This window comes from Devosia sp. 63-57, assembly GCF_001899045.1.
Lineage (GTDB): Bacteria > Pseudomonadota > Alphaproteobacteria > Rhizobiales > Devosiaceae > Devosia > Devosia equisanguinis.
In genome coordinates this window covers 375,851-393,581 of record NZ_MKUY01000003.1, presented here as the reverse complement: position 1 = coordinate 393,581, position 17,731 = coordinate 375,851, and the positions used below count along the sequence as shown (strand labels likewise).

Here is a 17,731-nt window from a genome sequence, read left to right as displayed (position 1 = left end):
CATGTCCAAGCCATTTCTCGATCGCTCCGACGCGCTGGTGGTGTTCGGCGTCACCGGTGATCTCGCTCACAAGATGATCCTGCCCTCGCTCTACCAGATGGTGCGGCGCGGCCATCTCAACGAACCCATTGTTGGCGTCGCCTTTGACGACTGGGATATCGACAAGCTGGCCGAGCGCGCCCGCAGCGGCATCATCAAGCAGTTCGGCAGCGTCGATGAAGCCGTGTTCGCCCGCTTCAAGGCGCAGTTGCGCTATGTCAGCGGCGACTACAAGAATGCGGAGACCTTCGAGAAACTGCGCACGGCGCTGGGTGGCGCCACGCATCCGCTCTACTACCTCGCCATCCCGCCCTCGCTTTTTGGCACCGTCATCGACGCCCTCAAATCAGCCGGTATCGCCAAGAAGTCCCGGCTGATGGTGGAAAAACCCTTCGGCCATGACCTTGCATCTGCCCAGGCGCTGAACGCCGTCCTGCATCGTGCCTTTCCCGAAGAGGCGGTGTTCCGCATCGACCATTTCCTCGGCAAGGAAGCGGTGCAGAACCTGCTCTATTTCCGCTTCGCCAATGGCTTTCTTGAGCCGGTGTGGAACCGCACCTATGTCGAGAGCGTACAGATCACCATGGCCGAGGATTTCGGCATTGCTGGGCGCGGCAAGTTCTACGACGAGGTCGGCTGTATTCGCGACGTGATCCAGAACCATCTGGTCAATGTGCTGCTGCTCCTGGCCATGGAGCCGCCGGTCACCAGTGCTTCCGACGATCTCAGTGACGAAAAGGTGCAGATTCTCAAGGCCATGCGGCCGTTGACCGAGGCCGATGTGGTGCGCGGCCAGTTCGAGGGCTATCTGGACGAGCCGGGCGTCGCCCCCGATTCCAGGGCCGAGACCTTCGCTGCCGTTCGCCTTTTCGTCGATACCTGGCGCTGGAAGGATGTGCCCTTCTACATCCGCGCCGGCAAGCAATTGCCGGTCCGCGCCACCGAGGTGGTGGTGCGCTTCCGCAAGCCACCGGTGGCCCTGTTCGACGATGTGGCCGAGTCACAGGCCAATTATGTTCGCTTCCGCGTCGGCCCCCAGGTGATGATCGGCATTGGCGCCCGCCGCAAGGCACCGGGCAGCGACATGGTCGGCGAGCCGGTCGAACTCGACGCGGTCGATGACACCACCGACGACATGATGCCCTATGAGCGGTTGATCGGCGACGCCATGGACGGCAAGCGCCAGCTCTTCACCCGCCAGGATGCCTCCGAACTCGCCTGGCGCATTGTCGATCCCGTCCTGGCGCGGCGGACCGATCCGGCGCCCTATAAGCCTGGCAGCTGGGGGCCGGTCGAGGCCATGGCCGGGTTCGAACCGCCTGGCGGCTGGGTCGACCCCGGCAAGGAAGGGGTGATCGTCCATGGACACTGACAACCTCACCGTCCTCGCCATCGATATCGGCGGCTCGCATGTCAAAATCCGCACCAGCGCGGGAAGTGAGGAGCGCAAGGCTGTCTCCGGACCGAAAATGAATGCCGCCGGCATGGCCGACGCCGTCGAAAAGCTTGCCGTGGGCCTCGACTTCGACGTCCTGGCCATCGGCTATCCGGGCCCGGTGGTCCACAACAAGATCCTGAGCGACCCGCATAATCTGGCCCCGGGCTGGGTCGGGTTCGACTTCGCCAAGCGTTTCGGCAAGCCGGTCCGCATCGTCAATGATGCGCTGATGCAGGCCATCGGCAGCTATGAGGGCGGCCGTATGCTGTTTCTCGGTCTGGGTACGGGCCTGGGCGCCGCCATGATCGTCGACAACGTCGCTCAGCCCATGGAACTGGCCCATCTGCCCTACCGTAAGGGTCGCACCTTCGAGGATTATCTGGGCGAAGCCAGCCTCGAACAGCGCGGCCATGACAAATGGCAGAAGCACGTCTTTGCTGTCGTGGAACAGCTGACCACCGCGCTCGAGCCGGACTATGTGGTCATCGGCGGCGGCAATGTCACGAGACTTGATGCGCTGCCACCCAAGGCCCGGCGCGGCGACAATGCCAATGCCTTCAAGGGCGGCTTCGCCCTCTGGCTCGACAAGACGCTGATGGTGTAATCACGCGCCGGCCTTCTAGGCCTCCACCGGTTGCGGCAGTGGGCGGAGGAGGCGCGGGAAGCCGTGCCGAGTGGCAAGCAGGTCGAGAATGCGGTCGGTGTCGGCGATAAAGCGGATATCGCCGTGCTGGCGCGCGTCGGCCGGCGGGTCCTCGCCCAGGATCAGCAGCGGCAGCGCCTGGTTCTCTTCGCCCACCAGGGCCACTACGGCGGCGCGCGGGCGGGGGAAGGGCACGCGAACCACCTCGATATCGAGCGCCAGCTGCGGAAAGCTGGCCAGAAGCCCCTCGATCTGGTTGCAGAACGGGCACACGAACGGCCCGTCGTCGCGGCCGGGAACATGGAAATCGGGGGCGATGAGATAGAGAATGTCGTCAGCCAAGGCGGTCACCAAAGAGGGGTGTGCGAAACGGGTGTAGGGCCAGAGTAAAGTGCGATGATTATAAGTCTATAGATTTAGTAGATATATATTTTCCGCCTCTGCCCTCCGGTAACAAACTGTGCTCCGCGCCGATCTCGCGGCTCCGGGAAGGGGCCGCTACTCTTTCCAAACGCCAATCATGGCGCGCAGTTTTGGAGAGGTCTCGTGTCGATCGTCGATATCGCAAACTTCCTGCCGGCCAACAAACCGGCGGTTGATGTCAGCGCCTTCAAGCTGGCCATGCGCAATCTGGCCGGTGCCGTCAGCGTCATCACCGTCGGCAATGGTCCGCAGCGGACCGGGTTCACCGCCACATCGGTGTCATCCTTTTCCGTCGATCCCCCCGTCATTCTGGTGAGCCTCAACAAGGCGTCGTCGTCCTGGCAGGTTTTGCGGGAAACCACTTCTTTTGCGGTCAACATCCTGACCGAGGCGCAAAGTGGCGTGGCAGACCGTTTCGCCGGTCGCGGGGGCATCAAGGGCAATGACCGCTATGTCGGCTGGGACTGGGACCAGCTGGACAGCGGCGTTTTGGGACTCAGCGCCGCGCTGGCAGTGCTCGATTGCGACGTCGACGAAATCATCGAGCGCCATTCGCACGCTCTGGTGTTCGGGCGTGTGCGCAGTGCCGATGTCGCCGACCGCCAGTCGCCCTTGCTCTACTGGAACGGGCAATACCAGCAATTGCTCCCCAATCGCGACCCGTTCAGCGCCTAGCGCAATCGATACTTCCACCCCAAAGCCCGCGTCTTCCCCGGAGGCGCGCGGGCTCTTGTCACTTAGCGCGAAGGGCAGCGCCGTCGGAATAGGCCACAGTCTCGCCGATCTTGAACATCCAGGTGTTGGATCGCCATCCTTGGCGAACCATTCATCGCCAGCCGGGGCACCAGAGCGCCGGCTTCGCCACGCCCAGATCAGAATTTGATAGATTCGGTTAAGCAGTGTGGTGCTGACGACGTTATTCTCGGCGTCCGCGGCGGCGGTCAGATCGGAAACAGCCCTGCCGTCAGCGTACGGACGGTCAAGTTCATTTCAGTGCCTCAAAGTTGGGAAGGGAAGCGGCGACCGGGCGCGGTGCCGGTCGCCGAAATGCCGGTCAGCTCTTGGGCAGGCCGGGCGGGTTGGTCTGCGAGGCCTCGACCGCTTCGGCGCTGACGTTCCAGCGTTCCAGCGTCTGGGCGTAGAGACCGTTCTCGATCAGCCCGTTGATGGCGATAGTGATGGCGTCGGCCAGGCCCGAGCCCTTGCGAGTGGTGGCGGCGATTTCGGCCTTGACCGGCCAGCCGCCGCTCTGCACGCCGACAAGGCGGGTGTCGCCGGAGACGGCAGAGGAATAGGACAATGTCGGATTGGGGTTGAATTCGACATCGGCGCGGCCCGACTGCAGCGCCAGGGTGCTGGCAGCGCTATCGTCGTAATACTGCACCTCGATGGGCGCCAGACCGGCTGCGACGTTCTGGCGATCCCATTCCAGGATGATCTTCTCCTGATTTGTGCCCGCGCCCGTGATCACCTTGAGGCCGGCAATGTCCTTGGGCTCCTTGATCTCCTGGATCGGGCTGTCGGTGCGGACGTAAAAGCCCAGCACGTCCTGGCGATAGCTGGAGAAATCGAACTTCTCCTTGCGTTCCTCGGTGACGGTGACGTTGGAAATCACGGCGTCATACTTGCCGGAGGTGACGCCCAGCGGCCAATCGGCCCAGGCGGTGGCGACGAGGTTGAGCTCGAGCCCCAGCGAATCCGCGATCAGCGAAGCCAGGTCCGGATCGACACCGACGACAGTGGCGCCGTCGGTGGCATAGGTGGCGATCGGCGGATCCCAGGGCGACACCGCGACGGTGAACTTGCCGTCTGCGGCAAACTTGAAGTCGGCCGGGATGGCCGCGATGGCTTCGGCATTCGGCTCGGCCTTGAGACGTCCGGGCTGTTCCGGGCTGATATCGAATTCGGCGGCATGCCCGGCGCTCGTCAAGGTGAGGAGGGCGATACCAGTGAGCAAGCCTCTGACGTGGTGTTTCATTCTGTCATGTCCTTGCGCGTGAGGGAGGGAACGAACCCGGTGCCGCGCCCGCACCGGGCCGGAATTATTCGGCGGCGATGGCGGACGCTTGCGCGGACCAGCCGAGAGCAGGCGCAATGCGGGTGATCGTGTCGGTAAGGATCTGCTCATATTCCGAGAGCGCGAATTCATACGGCAGCTCGAGCCGCAATTCGTCCACCAGCGGCAGGACCGGGTCATCGCGCAGCCATTCAACGATCTGTTCGGCCGGCCCGACGAGATCGCGCGGGAACAGCGTTCGGCGTTCGCCCTGTGGCTTGAGCGTCCGCTCGAGGCGGCCGGCCGCATAGGCCTGGTATTTCGCAATGCGGGAAGCGGGCGCTGAATCGGTGGGGACGATTACCCGGCCCAGCGCCACGCGCCCAGCCTTGTCGCCAAGCGCCGCACGCCAGGTGGAGATGAGGTTGATCTGGGCCGCATGGAAATCGTCGGTGCCTTCGCCCGAGATGACGTTTCCGGTCAACAGGTTGAAGCCGTTTTCGCCGGCCCAGCGTGCCGAACGCTGCGAGCCCGCGCCATACCAGAGCCGATCCGCCAGCCCCGCAGCATGCGGCTGCAGTCGCGGCCGCTGCGGGCCGAATGGCGTCTGCACGAAAGTGTCGTCGTCGCCGAGATAGGCGCCATCGAGATGGTTGCGGAAACGAGCGATGCGCTGGTGACTGAGATCGTGCTGGGTCCAGTCGCCGTCATGGACGAGATGGCCGATGAGCTGGCTGTGCGGCGGCACGCCGGCGCTGAGGCCGACATTGAGCCGGCCGCGCGACAGCACATCGACCATGGATAGGTCTTCGGCCAGCCGGAACGGACTTTCATAGCCGATCTGGATCACTGCTGAACCCAGTTCGATGCGGCTGGTACGCTGGCTGGCGGCGGCGAGAAATACTGCGGCCGAGCCGATGCCGGGTTCGAGATGGCGCTGGCGCACCCAGGCGCTGTCAAAGCCCAGCCGCTCGCCGAAACCAATCAGCTCCAGCGTGCCCTCGATGCCGGGATAGGGGTTGGCATTGTCGAAATTGCCGGGTGTCAGAAACCCGATCCTGGTGATGGCCTGGGTCATTTTTCCTCGCAATGCTGGAAGGAGTGGGGCGCGAGCGGCCAGGGAAGAGAACCGCTCGCGCCATACGCTCAGGGCTTTGGCAGCCCCGGCGGATTGGTCTGCGACTGCTCGACGCCTTCGGGCGTGAGGTTCCACTGCTCCAGCAATTGGGCGTAGAGGCCGGTATCGATCAGATGGTTGATGGCGGCCGTTACCGGCTCAGCCAGCCCGCTATCCTTGCGTGTGGTGACGCCGACCTCGGCCGGGTTGGGCCAGCCGGAGCTGATGGTGCCGACCAGTTTGGTCTCACCGGTAATCGCGGCCTTGTAGGCTTGTGGCGCGTTGGGGTTGAGCTCGACATCGGCGCGCCCCGACGCGATAGCCAGCGAGGCGGCGGCGTCATCGTCGTAGTACTGGATTTCCACGGGGGCCAGGCCGGCTTCCCGGTTCAGCCGATCCCATTCGAGCGTGATGCGCTCCTGGTTGGTGCCAGAGGCAGTAATCACGCGCAGCCCGGCAATGTCCTTGGGCTCGGCGATTGCGGTGATCGGGCTGTCGGCCTTGACGTAGAAGCCGTGTACGCCCTTGCGATAGGTGGAGAAGTCGTACTTCTCCTTGCGCTCCTCGGTCACCCCGACATTGGAAATGACGGCGTCATATTTGCCGGCGGTGAGGCCCAGCGGCCAGTCGATCCAGGCAATCGGTACGATTTCGACCGGCAGGCCCAAAACTTCGCCCACCAGCCGGCCCAGATCCGGGTCGAAGCCGACTACGGTGGCGCCATCGGTGGCATAGGTGGAGATCGGCGGCGCACCGGCGGCGATGGCGATGCTGAGCACGCCGTCCTTGGCATATTTGAAATCCGCCGGCAGCTGCGCGGCGATCGCATCGACCTTTTCGGCGTGCAGGCGGTTGGCAGGATCCGGGCTGAGGTCGAAGGCCTGGGCGAAGACCGCGACAGGGGCGGCGGTGAGCAACAGGGCGGCGCTGGCGAGCGCAAGGAAGGATCGTCTGGGAAGCATTTTCTATACCTTTGATGGGGTTTTGGGGACGTGCGCCATCCTGCCGCTCACCGGCACTAGGTTGGGGATGGCGGGGATTGCGGTTTTGCTAGAGGACCTTGGCCAGGAACTCGCGCGTGCGTGTTTGGGTCGGCGCGTTGAACAGCCGTTCGGGTGGCGCGATTTCGATCACCCGCCCGCCTTCCATGAAGACGATGCGGTCGGCGACTTCGCGGGCAAAGCCGATTTCGTGGGTGACGATGACAAGGGTGGTGCCGGACTTGGCCAGTTCCTTGATCACGTCGAGTACTTCGCCCACCAGTTCGGGATCGAGCGCGGAGGTCGGCTCATCGAACAGCAGCACCTTGGGGCGGAGGGCCAGCGCCCGGGCGATGGCGACACGCTGTTGCTGGCCACCCGAGAGATGGCGCGGATAGGCATCTGCCTTGTCGGCCAAGCCGACGCGGGCCAGCAGGTCGCGCGCCTGGGCAATCGCCTCGTCGCGCGGCACGCCTGCCACCGAAACCGGCGCTTCGATGACGTTTTCAAGGGCGGTCAGATGCGGGAAGAGATTGAAATTCTGGAACACCATGCCGACACCGGCGCGGCGGCGGCGGATCGCCGGCTCCTTGAGTTCGTGCAGCGCATCGCCGCGGCGCTCGTAACCGATCAGTTCCCCGTCGATGGCGACGATACCGGTATCGACGCGCTCCAGGTGATTGATCGTGCGCAACAGCGTCGACTTGCCGGCGCCGGAGGGGCCGATAATGGCGACCACTTCACCCGAGCCAACCGTGAGATCGACGCCGTCCAGCACCTTATTGGTGCCGAAGAACTTGTTGACTGCGTGGATGGCAATCTCGCCGCCGACCCGATCGGTGGCAAAGCCGGACTGGCGTTGTGCATTGGCGGAGAGGGGGGCGGCGACGGGCGCGACGTCTCGATCTCTGCGGGCAATGGCGCGGAACAGTCGGTCCACCAGCGGGGGCAGGGACTCGCGATTGGCGCCGCGCGAATAATACTGCTCGATCAGATACTGGAAGCCCGACAGCACCACCATGATGACCAGATACCAGACAGTGGCGACCATCAGCAGCGGGATGACTTCGAGATTGCGCCGGTAGATCACCTGCACGGTGTAGAACAGTTCGGGCAGGGCCAGGACGTAGACAATGGAGGTGGCCTTGGCCAGGCCGATGATTTCGTTGAAACCCGAGGGCAGGATGGCGCGCATGGCCTGGGGCAGCACGATGTGGCTCGCCTGGCGCCAGCGGCTGAGTCCCAGAGCTGCAGCCGCCTCATGCTGGCCCTGGTCGACCGAGAGAATGCCGCCACGGATGATCTCCGACGAAAACGCCGCCTGGTTGAGGCTGAGGCCTATAATGGCGACCCAGAACGGGCTCAGTGTCTGCACCGTGTCGAACTGCGCCCAGAGAATATCGGTAAACGGCACGCCGATATTGATGCTGGCATAGAGGTAGCCCAGATTGTTGAGCACCAGCAGCAGCACGATCAGCGGCACCGAACGCAGCAGCCAGATATAGCCCCATGACAGCCCGGACAGCAGCGGCGATTTCGATACCCGCGCGAAGGCCAGCAAGCCACCGAGCAGGAAGCCGATCACTGCCGAGATGCCGGTGAGCAGCAGCGTGCGGCCGAGCCCAGCGAGCACCGGTTCGGAGAAGAAATACTGGGCGAAGACCGCCCAGCCCCAGCGCTCATTGGTGAAGATGGAATGCAGCGTGATGGCGATGACCACAGCCGCAAAGATCGTGCCGGCGACGCGCCAGGGATGACGGGCGGGCACGATCTTGAGCCGTTGCAGGTCGCGCGGCGCCGACCGCTCATGCGCTTCAATGCCAGTGTCGGTGATGGAGGCCATGATTTGCACCTTTAGTCTACAGATTTAGTAGATATTATGTCGTCACCGGCGCCGTCGGGAAGTGACGCCATTCTGAGTTTTAGGGTTGGCGGAAACTAATTGCCCGCCGCAAGAGGCTGAAGCGCATTGCCATTTCCACCGGGAAGAAGCCCGGCCGTCACGGGCAGCAGCTGCTTTTCAAATGCCAGGATCTGGATGGTTTCCGGCTCGGCCTCGAGATCGAACAGCGCCCGGTAACCGCTGCGCAGATAGAGGGCGCGGGCTTCGGGCTGGCGGAAGCCGGTGGTGAGATAAAGGCGGGTATAGCCGAGCCGGATCGCCTGTTCTTCGAGCTCCACCAGCACTTTTCGCGCCAGGCCCTGGCGGCGGTGGTCGCGATCGGTCCAGACGCGCTTGAGCTCGGCGGTGGTGTCGTCATAGCGCATGAACGCCCCGCCGGCGATCGGGGTGTCGTTGCGCAGCAACAGCACGAAAGCCCCGTCAGGCGCGCCGAAGCGCTCGGGCGGATAGCGGTTCATCTCCACCGCCGCCCCGCCTTCCTCGAAATAATCGCCATAGCGGCTCTGATATTCGTGGGTGAGCTGCTCGACGAGGGGCAGTGCGATGGGGTCGGCGGGACTGGTATGGATAAAGCGCTCGGTCATGGCGGAGCCTCGGCATCGGGTCAGGGAGACGCGGCGGCAGACCCTCGGGCCGCCGCCGCTGCGGTGGTCAGCCTGCCGCCTTTTCGGCAGGCAGGGCGTAGCGGCTTTCGCGGAAGGGCAGGCCGAGATGGTCCCGCAGCGTGGTGCCGACCTGTTCGCGGACATGACGACCGCGCTGTTCGAGGACCGGCAGGACGTGCTCCTCGAAATCCGCCCAGCCCGCCGCCGAGACCGGGAAGCCCAGCACGAAGCCATCGGCCGCGCCGCTATCCACCCAGGCCTCGATCCGGTCGGCGATATGTTGGGGTGTGCCGTGGAACTCGCTGCGCGGCGTGGTCTGTTCCAGCGCAACGTCGCGCAGGCTCTGGCCCAGCTCCTTGGCCCGCGCCTTGATCTTGTCGGTGCCGGACTGGAAATTCTCGCGGCCGATAGTGCCGAGTTCGGGGAAGGGGGCGTCCAGCTCGTACTGGCTGAAATCGTGGTGGTCGAAATAGCGCCCGAGATAGGCCAGCGCCTCGTTGATATTCACGAGGCCGGCGATCTCCTGATACTTTCGCTCCGCCTCTTCCTCGGTCGAGCCCACGATAACGCCGATACCCGGGAAGACCTTGAGCGCATCGGCACCACGACCATGGGCCACCGCGCTCTGCTTGAGCTTTTGCGTCAGCACCCGGTTTTCCTCGATGGAGCCGGAGGCGGCAAACACGGCGTCGGCGTGCAGGCCCGCCAGATCAATGCCTGCCACCGAGCCACCGGCCTGGAACAGCACGGTCTGCCCCTGTGGCGAGCGTTGGATGTTGAGCGGCCCTTCGGCCGAGTGGAACTTGCCCTTGAAATTGAGGCGATGCAGCTTGGCGAAGTCGGCGAAGCGCCCGGTATTGCGATCGCGCAGGAAGGCATCGTCGTCCCAGCTGTCCCAGAGGCCCTTGACGATCTCGATATGCTCGCCGGCGATCTCGTAGCGCAGGGCGTGATCGGGATGCTGCACCCGGCCATAGTTGCGGGCCGAGCCTTCGAGGGGCGAGGTCACAGCATTCCAGCCGGCACGGCCATTGCTGATCAGGTCGATGGAGCCGAACTGGCGCGCGACGGTGAAGGGGTCGCTATAGGAGGTCGAAAGCGTGCCGACGAGACCAATTGTGCTCGTCGTCGCCGCCAACGCCGACAGCAGGGCAATCGGCTCGAAGCGGTTGAGGAAATGGGGAATGGACTGCTCGTTGATATAGAGCCCATCGGCCACGAAGGCGAAGGCGGCGATGCCGGCGGCCTCCGCTTTCAGGGTCTGCTCCAGCAGGAACTGGAAATTGACCGATGCATCTGCGGGGCCCGCGGGATGCTTCCAGGCGTTCATATGGCCGCCCGGACCATGCAGCATCAGGCCGAAGGGAATGCGATTCTTGCTCATCTGGGGTCTCCGGAAAATCAGGCTGAAAGGGCACGCGGGGTGTGGGCGGCGTCGCGGGCATCGGCGATCAGCGCGATGGCGTCGAGGCGGCTGTCGCCCTGGTTGAAGAGGTCAAGAATGAACTCGTCGATGCCGAAGCGATCGGCCAGCACCTCGATCTCGGCGACGATGTCGCCGCCATTGCCGGCCAGCACATTGGCCTGGCGTTTTTCGGTGGTGTAGTCGGCGACGCCGGCCTGGCGGGCAAATTCGGCCGCCTGTTCCTCGCTGCCGACCGTCACGCTCTGGCCATTGGCGATGGTGACGCGGATCGGGGTAAAGCCGGCAGCGGTTTCCCGCGCCTTGTTGCCGTCGCGGTCCGCGATGACGGCGAGGGCCACGATCGGCGTCTTCTGTGCGAGATCGCGATAGGTGGACACCGCCGAAGCCAGGGCGACATCGTCGCCATTGAGGTGGCGGGCGAAAACGAACTGCCAACCAAGCTCTGCCGCCAGCGCCGCGCTTTCGACACTGGCCCCCAGCAGGAATTTTTCGCTCGATGTCGTCGGTGTCGGCGTTGCCGCCAGCCCCTCCTGGCGCTGATCGTTGCTGGCGCCGAGATAGGCATCGAATTCACGCAATTGGCTGGCGAAATCGCCACGCCTGGCCTGGTCATAACCGGACTGCAAGGCGCGGGTCGAGAGCGGCAGGCCGCCGGGCGCCTTGCCAATGCCGATATCGATCCGTCCGGGCGCCAGGCTTTCGAGCAGGTTGAAGTTTTCGGCCACCTTGTATGGGCTGTAATGCTGCAGCATCACCCCGCCGGAACCCACCCGAATGGACCGCGTCGATGCCGCCAGGCTGGCGATGAGAATCTCCGGCGACGCGCTGGCCAGCTCGTGGGTATTGTGGTGCTCGGCGACCCAGAACCGCTTGTAGCCAAGCGCTTCGGCGCGCTGTGCATAGGCAATGGTGCGGCGCAGCGCGACGCTGGCGGTTTCGCCCTTGGCGATGGGGCTCTTGTCGAGCAGGCTGAGGTCGAACGGCATGGAAAGCTCCCGTCAAAACAGGGCCTCACATTAAGTCTACTATTTTTATAGATAAATGGGTCTAGGCTAGTCTGCCCTGCAATTGGCAAGGCTTTTTCCCATCGCTGCCAGCGAGCATTGGTCCGATTTTGTCGCGCGCCGGGCCGGGGAAAGATTGTGCCTCTGCCGCGCCGTTAATGAGCATCGCCCCCGACGGTCATTCTGACGCCACTGCGCTGTTGTGCTTATTCTCCGATAGCCCGTTCACGCGAAAAACCCGCATGGCCAAGCCGGGCAGGGGAGCAAAACAGTCTCTTGTTAAGCGATTTCATGGACATTATGTACGCGCTCGGCATCATTGCCGCGCCCACGGGGTTACTGCCGATGCTGACGAACAAGGGGAAATATGGCTTGAAGGCGCTGGGGCATCTGTCGTCCCTGCAGCCGGGCGAGCTCGCCATGGTTGGCGATATCGCCACCACCAACAACATCCCCAAGAAGTTTCTCGACGCCATCCTTGCCGAGCTGCGCAATGCCGGCTTCGTCTATTCCCGCAAGGGCAAGTATGGCGGCTATTATCTGGCCCGGCCGCCGCACGAGATCATGATCGGCCATGTGGTGCGCGTGCTCGATGGTCCGCTGGCTCCGATCCAGTGCGCCAGCAAGACCCGCTATCAGCCCTGCGATGATTGCGACATCGAAACCTGCCGGGTGCGCCACCTGATGCTGGATGTGCGCAATGCCATTGCCGAAGTGCTCGACAATACCAGCCTCAGCGCCATGCAATCCGCCGCCGGCGTCCTCGCCCTCGACGCCGCCACAACCGCCTGAAGGGTGATTGGCGAAAGGCCCTGAAGGCGGGCTGGCAGCGGCGGCCATCAAAACCGGACCTCTGTTCCCGGCGGGGAAGTTGGGCAAAGCACGACGTTGTTGGTCTTCGCCGCGTTCGGGCGGAACGAAGAGGGCGAACTGCGGCCGGCGTTCTAGGCGCAGCAGATGCCTCAGAGCACGCGGTCGTGGCTAGGGCAAAGCTGACGAGCACGAGCTATGCGGGGTGATCGCATGGAAGCGACGGGCACGGCCTGAAGAGAGGAAGTTCGGAGAATCTGAAGTGCTTTAGCAGTTCGGCAAGGTGCCCGATCAGGACTATCCATTGCAATAACTCTGAAATAAAAATGTTGATTTTACGAAAATGCCAGAGCACAGTCTCGCTAATGAAACCAGTGCGAGTCGACCTCCGTGAGCTATCCCGATGAAGACCTTGTTCGTGACGTCCTGAAGCCGCTTGATGACGTTCTGATAGACGTTCACCTCAATGCGTGGGGGCGACTGGTCTCAAATCCCGAGTGGCCAACACTGGCATTTGTCAGCACGGGTTCGAAGATGATGCACGATTTCGTCGTGCAGGAAGCGGCGTTAGTGCTCGACGGTATGTCGGGGGTTCATAAGATTAGCCACGATAAAAGCGTGCGATATCTGGTGGATGACCGAGTCCTATTCCGGTTCAAAAAGGGGAATCGAGACGGGCTCGGCAGCAATATCGACACGAAAGCGAACTACGATTTTATCGACGCTGACGTCGACCTTCTCAATCTCCCGGATATCATGAAGGTCGAGGTGCTTTGGTACCCGAACAAGCTCATGACCAAAATCGACAAGGTTGAAGTGGCCGCCCGTGATGGTAAATCGCGTCTCTGGGGCTACGCATTGGGCGAAGAACCAGATATCGGCATGCTGCCCACACCGTTTCCGATCCAGCCGGTCACACCTGCTGTGCCATTGGTGACGCTCAAGCCAGTCGACAAGACTGGCGAGAATAAGGACGATAAGTAGACATGGCATCTGCAGGAGCAATGCTGAAGTTGGCGCGACAGCGCCGAGGCATCCGTCAGAACGAAGCAGCAGTGAAGCTCGGCGTTTCGCCGAGCGATCTGTCGCGTATCGAGAATGACGCCAAGGAGCCAAGCTTAGCGCTGCTCGAGGCAGCATCGAAGGTCTTCAACGTGCCTGCGAATTTTTTCGATCTCGCCGACCGGATTTACGGGGCGCCTGTGTCCGTGCACCCGATGTGGCGTAAGAAGGCCGACGTCAGCGGTGCCGAACTCGATGCTGTCATCGCCGAGCTCAACATCCGTGTCATGCATCTACGTCGCTTGCTGCAGGCCACGGACCTGAACCCCGTCCGTACCATTCCGAAATTTGACATCGAGGAATACGGTGACCCAGAGCGGATCGCTGCGTTGCTACGTGCTCACTGGATGATGCCGCGAGGGCCAGTGCCGAACGTGACTCAGATATTGGAAGAGGCCGGCATTGTCGTCGCGCACTCGAACATGGGCGGCTCATCTATTAGCGGTGTGACCTTCCGCGTACCAGGCATGCCGCCGCTAATCGTAGTGAACAGCGATCAACCGGGCGATCGCATGCGGCATACACTTTGTCACGAGCTCGGGCATATCGTTATGCACCAGTTCCCGTCGCCGAACATGGAAAAGGAGGCGGATCATTTCGCTGGCTGCTTCTTGGCGCCGGCCGCAGACATCCGTCCTCATTTCGGCACAGGTCGGGTCGATCTCAGGAAGCTCGCTGCGCTTAAGCCAGTCTGGAAGATGTCGATGGCGAGCCTGGTGTTCGCAGCGGATCGAGTGGGAAAACTGACGACGGCGCAGAAGAACTACATCTGGCAGCAGTTCTCCATCGCAAAGATCAGGACAAGCGAGCCGCCCGAGCTGGACTTCCCACGCGAGCAGCCGACAGTTATCTCGAGCCTGTTGAAGCTCCACATAGAGAACCTTGGATATGGCATTGCTGATTTGGCGAGCGTACTAGCGATGAGCGTTGACGAGCTTCCAGATTTTTACGACCTGACCAGCATCCTTGGTCCGAAGCCAAGCCGGCCGGCTGGTCTCCGCATCGTCAAATAATTCAAAAGAACGTTGGGTTTGTCCACGATTCGGGAAAAGGAGCGAGCGCGAGGTCGCCGCAGTCCCTGAAAAGCACCCCCGGTTTCCCGAGGTGTTCCGTGGTGCCGGCAGCAGGGTTCGAACCCGCGACCCCCTGATTACAAATCAGGTGCTCTACCAACTGAGCTATACCGGCAGCAGGGGGCGTTTATCATTGTGTGGCGGTGGGGGCAATGGGCAGGTGCAGGGAAGTTCGGGAACCGGCGCGGAACTTTTTTTGCGCCATTGTGCCGCTTCGCGCATCGCCCGGTGCCTGCTTCCCTCGGGCTGTGGAGCCCTTTGGTGCGAAGGGCGAGGCTGCCGCACAATTTTGCTTCAAGCCCTTGTAACCCCAGCGTTTCCGGCACTTTTCGGCTTGAAGCCGCCAGCGCTTCGCCGTACCCAACAGGCCTGTTTCGCCAGACTTTGGCGCCTTATGGGATGTGGAAATCTTGGACAAGAACCGGCTGACCCATTTAGAGGCCCTCGAGGCCGAAAGCATCGAAATCTTCCGCGAGGTGGCGGCCAGTTTCGAGCGCCCGGTGATGATGTATTCGGTCGGCAAGGATTCGAGCGTGCTGCTGCATCTGGCGCGCAAGGCGTTCTTTCCCAGCAAGATTCCGTTCCCGCTGCTGCATGTCGACACGACCTGGAAGTTCCGGGAAATGATCGCCTTCCGCGATCGCATGGCCGAGGAATACGGCTTCGAGCTTATCAGGCATACCAATGAGGAGGGCCGGCGCGACGGCATCAACCCGTTCGATCACGGCTCCTCGCGCTATACCGACATCATGAAGACGGCGGCCCTGCGCCAGGCCCTCAATGCCGGCCGCTATGATGCGGCCATTGGTGGCGCCCGTCGCGACGAGGAAAAGTCCCGCGCCAAGGAGCGCATCTTTTCCCACCGCAATGCCAGCCATGCCTGGGACCCGAAGAACCAGCGGCCCGAACTCTGGCGCACCTTCAACACGCGGCTCAATCCGGGCGAGAGCATGCGCGTCTTCCCGATCTCCAATTGGACCGAGCTCGACGTCTGGACCTATATCTATTCGCAGAACATCCCCATCGTGCCGCTCTACTTCGCCCAGTCCCGGCCGGTGGTGGAACGGTCCGGCACCCTGATCATGGTCGACGATGATCGGCTGCCGCTGCAGCCGGGCGAGACCCCGCGCCAGGAAATGGTGCGCTTCCGGACGCTGGGCTGTTATCCGCTGACCGGCGCCATCCGCTCTAGTGCCGCCGATCTGCCCTCGATCATCATGGAAATGCAGGCCAGCCGCACCTCCGAACGCGAAGGGCGTCTGATCGACAGCGATTCCGTCGGCTCGATGGAAAAGAAGAAACAGGAAGGCTATTTCTGAGATGTCCCTCGCCATGGCCACCCCCGATACCGATCTCGATCTCTGGCTGGCGCAGCAGACCGAAAAGTCGCTGCTGCGCTTTCTCACCTGCGGCAGCGTCGATGACGGCAAGTCCACCCTCATCGGCCGGCTGCTCTATGACAGCCAAATGGTGCTCGATGACCAGCTGGCCAGCCTGAAGAAGGAAAGCCACAACCGTATCGTCGGCGACGAAGGCATCGATTTCTCGCTGCTGGTCGATGGACTTTCAGCCGAGCGGGAGCAGGGCATCACCATCGACGTGGCCTATCGCTTCTTCTCCACCGACAAGCGCAAGTTCATCGTCGCCGATACGCCCGGTCACGAGCAATATACCCGCAATATGGCCACCGGCGCTTCCAATGCCGATCTGGCACTGGTGCTGATCGACGCGCGCAAGGGCGTGCTGACGCAGACGCGGCGGCACTCCTTCATCCTGTCGCTGATCGGGGTGAAGCATGTGGTGCTGGTGGTCAACAAGATCGATCTCGTCGATTACGATCAGGCGGTGTTCGATCGCATCGTCGCCGAATACCAGGCTTTTGCCGCGCCGCTGGGATTCAAGACACTCGCCGCCATTCCGGTGTCGGCCCTGCGCGGCGACAATATCCTCAAGCCCAGCGCCCGTACGCCCTGGTTCACCGGCTCTGCGCTGGTGCCCTATCTCGAAACCATCGCCGTGGGCGAGGATCGCGTTGCCAAACCGTTCCGTTTCCCGGTGCAATGGGTCAATCGCCCCGATCTCGATTTTCGGGGTTTTTCTGGCACCGTCGCTTCGGGCAGCGTGCGCGTCGGCGATGAGGTGCTGATTGCCGCCTCGCGCAAACCAGCGCAGATCGCGCGCATCGTCACCCTGGACGGCGACCTGGATCGCGCCATTGCCGGCGAGGCGGTGACGCTGGTGCTGGATCGGGAAGTGGACGTGTCGCGCGGCGATGTGCTGGCCCATCCCGGCCAGACGCCGGAATTTTCCAACCAGTTTCAGGCCCGCCTGGTCTGGATGCATGACGAGCCGGCCTTTCAGGGCCGCTCCTACCTCCTCAAGCTCGGCACTCAGACCGTTCCGGCCTCGATCACCGACATCAAATTCCGCACCAATGTCAACACTTTGGAGCAGGCGGCTGCCAACAAGCTCGATCTCAACGAGGTCGGCACGGTGACCATTGCCACGGATCGGCCCATTGCTTTCGATCCCTATGGCGAGAATGCAGGGACTGGTGGCTTTATCCTGATCGATCGGCTGTCGAATGCGACGCTGGGGGCAGGGACCATCGAGTTCGGCCTGCGCCGGGCGCAGAATCTCACCTATCAGTCCTTCGACGTGAACCGGCAGGTGCGCGCCCAGATGAAAGGCCAGACGCCACGCATCGTCTGGTTCACCGGTCTGTCGGGGTCCGGTAAGTCGTCCATCGCCAATCTGCTCGAAAAACGGCTCACCGCCGAAGGCAAACACGCCTATATTCTCGATGGCGACAATGTTCGCCATGGCCTCAACCGCGATCTCGGCTTTACCGAGGCGGCGCGCGTCGAAAACATTCGTCGTGTCGCCGAAGTGGCCAAGCTGATGGCCGATGCCGGGCTGATCGTGCTGGTTTCCTTTATCTCCCCATTCGAGAACGAGCGCCGGCTGGCGCGCGAGATCGCCGGCGATATCGACTTCGTCGAGGTCTATGTCGATACCCCGCTGGCGGTCTGTGAGGCTCGCGATCCCAAGGGGCTCTACAAGCGCGCCCGCGCCGGCGAGATCAAGAATTTCACCGGCATCGACTCACCCTTCGAGGCGCCGGACAATCCCGAACTGGTCCTGCACGGCGCCGATCACGAACCGGCGGAGCTGGCCGATGAGCTGCACGCCTGGCTGAAATACTAGCGCAA

At 62.7% G+C, this 17,731-nt stretch carries 16 protein-coding genes and 1 tRNA gene; 8 read left to right on the top strand and 9 right to left on the bottom strand.

The window, feature by feature from the left end:
* Position 1 precedes the first annotated feature (1 nt).
* On the top strand, positions 2-1,411 hold the full coding sequence (gene zwf, locus BGO80_RS02010) for a glucose-6-phosphate dehydrogenase (RefSeq protein WP_286718650.1): 1,410 nt from the start codon (positions 2-4) through the stop codon (positions 1,409-1,411).
* Positions 1,401-2,081 (top strand): ROK family protein, encoded by a 681-nt coding sequence (locus tag BGO80_RS02005; RefSeq protein WP_286718647.1) that lies wholly within the window; start codon positions 1,401-1,403, stop codon positions 2,079-2,081. The genes zwf and BGO80_RS02005 overlap by 11 nt, the downstream gene beginning before the upstream one ends.
* A gap of 15 nt (positions 2,082-2,096) precedes the next feature.
* Here the strand turns inward: BGO80_RS02005 and BGO80_RS02000 are convergent, their stop codons facing one another.
* Positions 2,097-2,462 carry a DUF3088 domain-containing protein gene (locus tag BGO80_RS02000; RefSeq protein ID WP_286718644.1) on the bottom strand — a complete coding sequence of 122 codons (366 nt, stop codon included), beginning with the start codon at positions 2,460-2,462 and terminating at the stop codon, positions 2,097-2,099.
* Positions 2,463-2,666: 204 nt separating this feature from the next.
* Here BGO80_RS02000 and BGO80_RS01995 point away from each other — a divergent pair, with 204 nt between their 5' ends.
* Entirely contained in the window at positions 2,667-3,218 is a 552-nt protein-coding gene (locus tag BGO80_RS01995) for a flavin reductase family protein (RefSeq protein WP_286718641.1), read from the top strand.
* Between the two features lie 379 nt (positions 3,219-3,597).
* On the opposite strand, the gene BGO80_RS01990 is transcribed toward BGO80_RS01995, so the two are convergent.
* The 7 genes from BGO80_RS01990 to BGO80_RS01960 form a co-directional block, all read right to left on the bottom strand.
* The gene (locus BGO80_RS01990) at positions 3,598-4,521 is read right to left on the bottom strand and encodes an ABC transporter substrate-binding protein (RefSeq protein WP_126150141.1); all 924 of its coding nucleotides are present in this window, start codon (positions 4,519-4,521) and stop codon (positions 3,598-3,600) included.
* Between the two features lie 64 nt (positions 4,522-4,585).
* On the bottom strand, positions 4,586-5,617 hold the full coding sequence (locus BGO80_RS01985) for an LLM class flavin-dependent oxidoreductase (protein ID WP_286718636.1): 1,032 nt from the start codon (positions 5,615-5,617) through the stop codon (positions 4,586-4,588).
* A 68-nt stretch (positions 5,618-5,685) separates the two neighbouring features.
* A complete protein-coding gene (locus BGO80_RS01980; protein WP_286718633.1) occupies positions 5,686-6,618 on the bottom strand; it encodes an ABC transporter substrate-binding protein in 933 nt (310 codons plus the stop codon).
* 88 nt (positions 6,619-6,706) lie between these two features.
* A complete protein-coding gene (locus BGO80_RS01975) occupies positions 6,707-8,479 on the bottom strand; it encodes an amino acid ABC transporter permease/ATP-binding protein (RefSeq protein ID WP_286718630.1) in 1,773 nt (590 codons plus the stop codon).
* Positions 8,480-8,574: 95 nt separating this feature from the next.
* Positions 8,575-9,123 carry a GNAT family N-acetyltransferase gene (locus tag BGO80_RS01970; RefSeq protein ID WP_286718627.1) on the bottom strand — a complete coding sequence of 183 codons (549 nt, stop codon included), beginning with the start codon at positions 9,121-9,123 and terminating at the stop codon, positions 8,575-8,577.
* Between the two features lie 67 nt (positions 9,124-9,190).
* Positions 9,191-10,528 (bottom strand): NtaA/DmoA family FMN-dependent monooxygenase, encoded by a 1,338-nt coding sequence (locus BGO80_RS01965; RefSeq protein ID WP_286718624.1) that lies wholly within the window; start codon positions 10,526-10,528, stop codon positions 9,191-9,193.
* A gap of 17 nt (positions 10,529-10,545) precedes the next feature.
* Positions 10,546-11,556, bottom strand: coding sequence for an MsnO8 family LLM class oxidoreductase (locus BGO80_RS01960; protein WP_286718622.1), 1,011 nt, complete (start codon positions 11,554-11,556; stop codon positions 10,546-10,548).
* Positions 11,557-11,919: 363 nt separating this feature from the next.
* On the opposite strand from BGO80_RS01960, the gene BGO80_RS01955 reads away from it, so the two are divergent.
* The 3 genes from BGO80_RS01955 (at position 11,920) to BGO80_RS01945 (ending at position 14,459) form a co-directional block, all read left to right on the top strand.
* A complete protein-coding gene (locus BGO80_RS01955) occupies positions 11,920-12,366 on the top strand; it encodes an RrF2 family transcriptional regulator (protein ID WP_126150276.1) in 447 nt (148 codons plus the stop codon).
* 408 nt (positions 12,367-12,774) lie between these two features.
* A complete protein-coding gene (locus BGO80_RS01950; protein WP_286718620.1) occupies positions 12,775-13,368 on the top strand; it encodes a hypothetical protein in 594 nt (197 codons plus the stop codon).
* 2 nt (positions 13,369-13,370) lie between these two features.
* Positions 13,371-14,459, top strand: coding sequence for a helix-turn-helix domain-containing protein (locus tag BGO80_RS01945; RefSeq protein WP_286718617.1), 1,089 nt, complete (start codon positions 13,371-13,373; stop codon positions 14,457-14,459).
* A 99-nt stretch (positions 14,460-14,558) separates the two neighbouring features.
* Here BGO80_RS01945 and BGO80_RS01940 read toward each other — a convergent pair.
* Positions 14,559-14,634, bottom strand: a tRNA-Thr gene (locus tag BGO80_RS01940).
* A gap of 295 nt (positions 14,635-14,929) precedes the next feature.
* Here BGO80_RS01940 and cysD point away from each other — a divergent pair.
* On the top strand, positions 14,930-15,838 hold the full coding sequence (cysD, locus tag BGO80_RS01935) for a sulfate adenylyltransferase subunit CysD (RefSeq protein ID WP_286718614.1): 909 nt from the start codon (positions 14,930-14,932) through the stop codon (positions 15,836-15,838).
* 1 nt (position 15,839) lies between these two features.
* Entirely contained in the window at positions 15,840-17,726 is a 1,887-nt protein-coding gene (cysN, locus tag BGO80_RS01930; RefSeq protein WP_286718612.1) for a sulfate adenylyltransferase subunit CysN, read from the top strand.
* Positions 17,727-17,731: the final 5 nt, after the last annotated feature.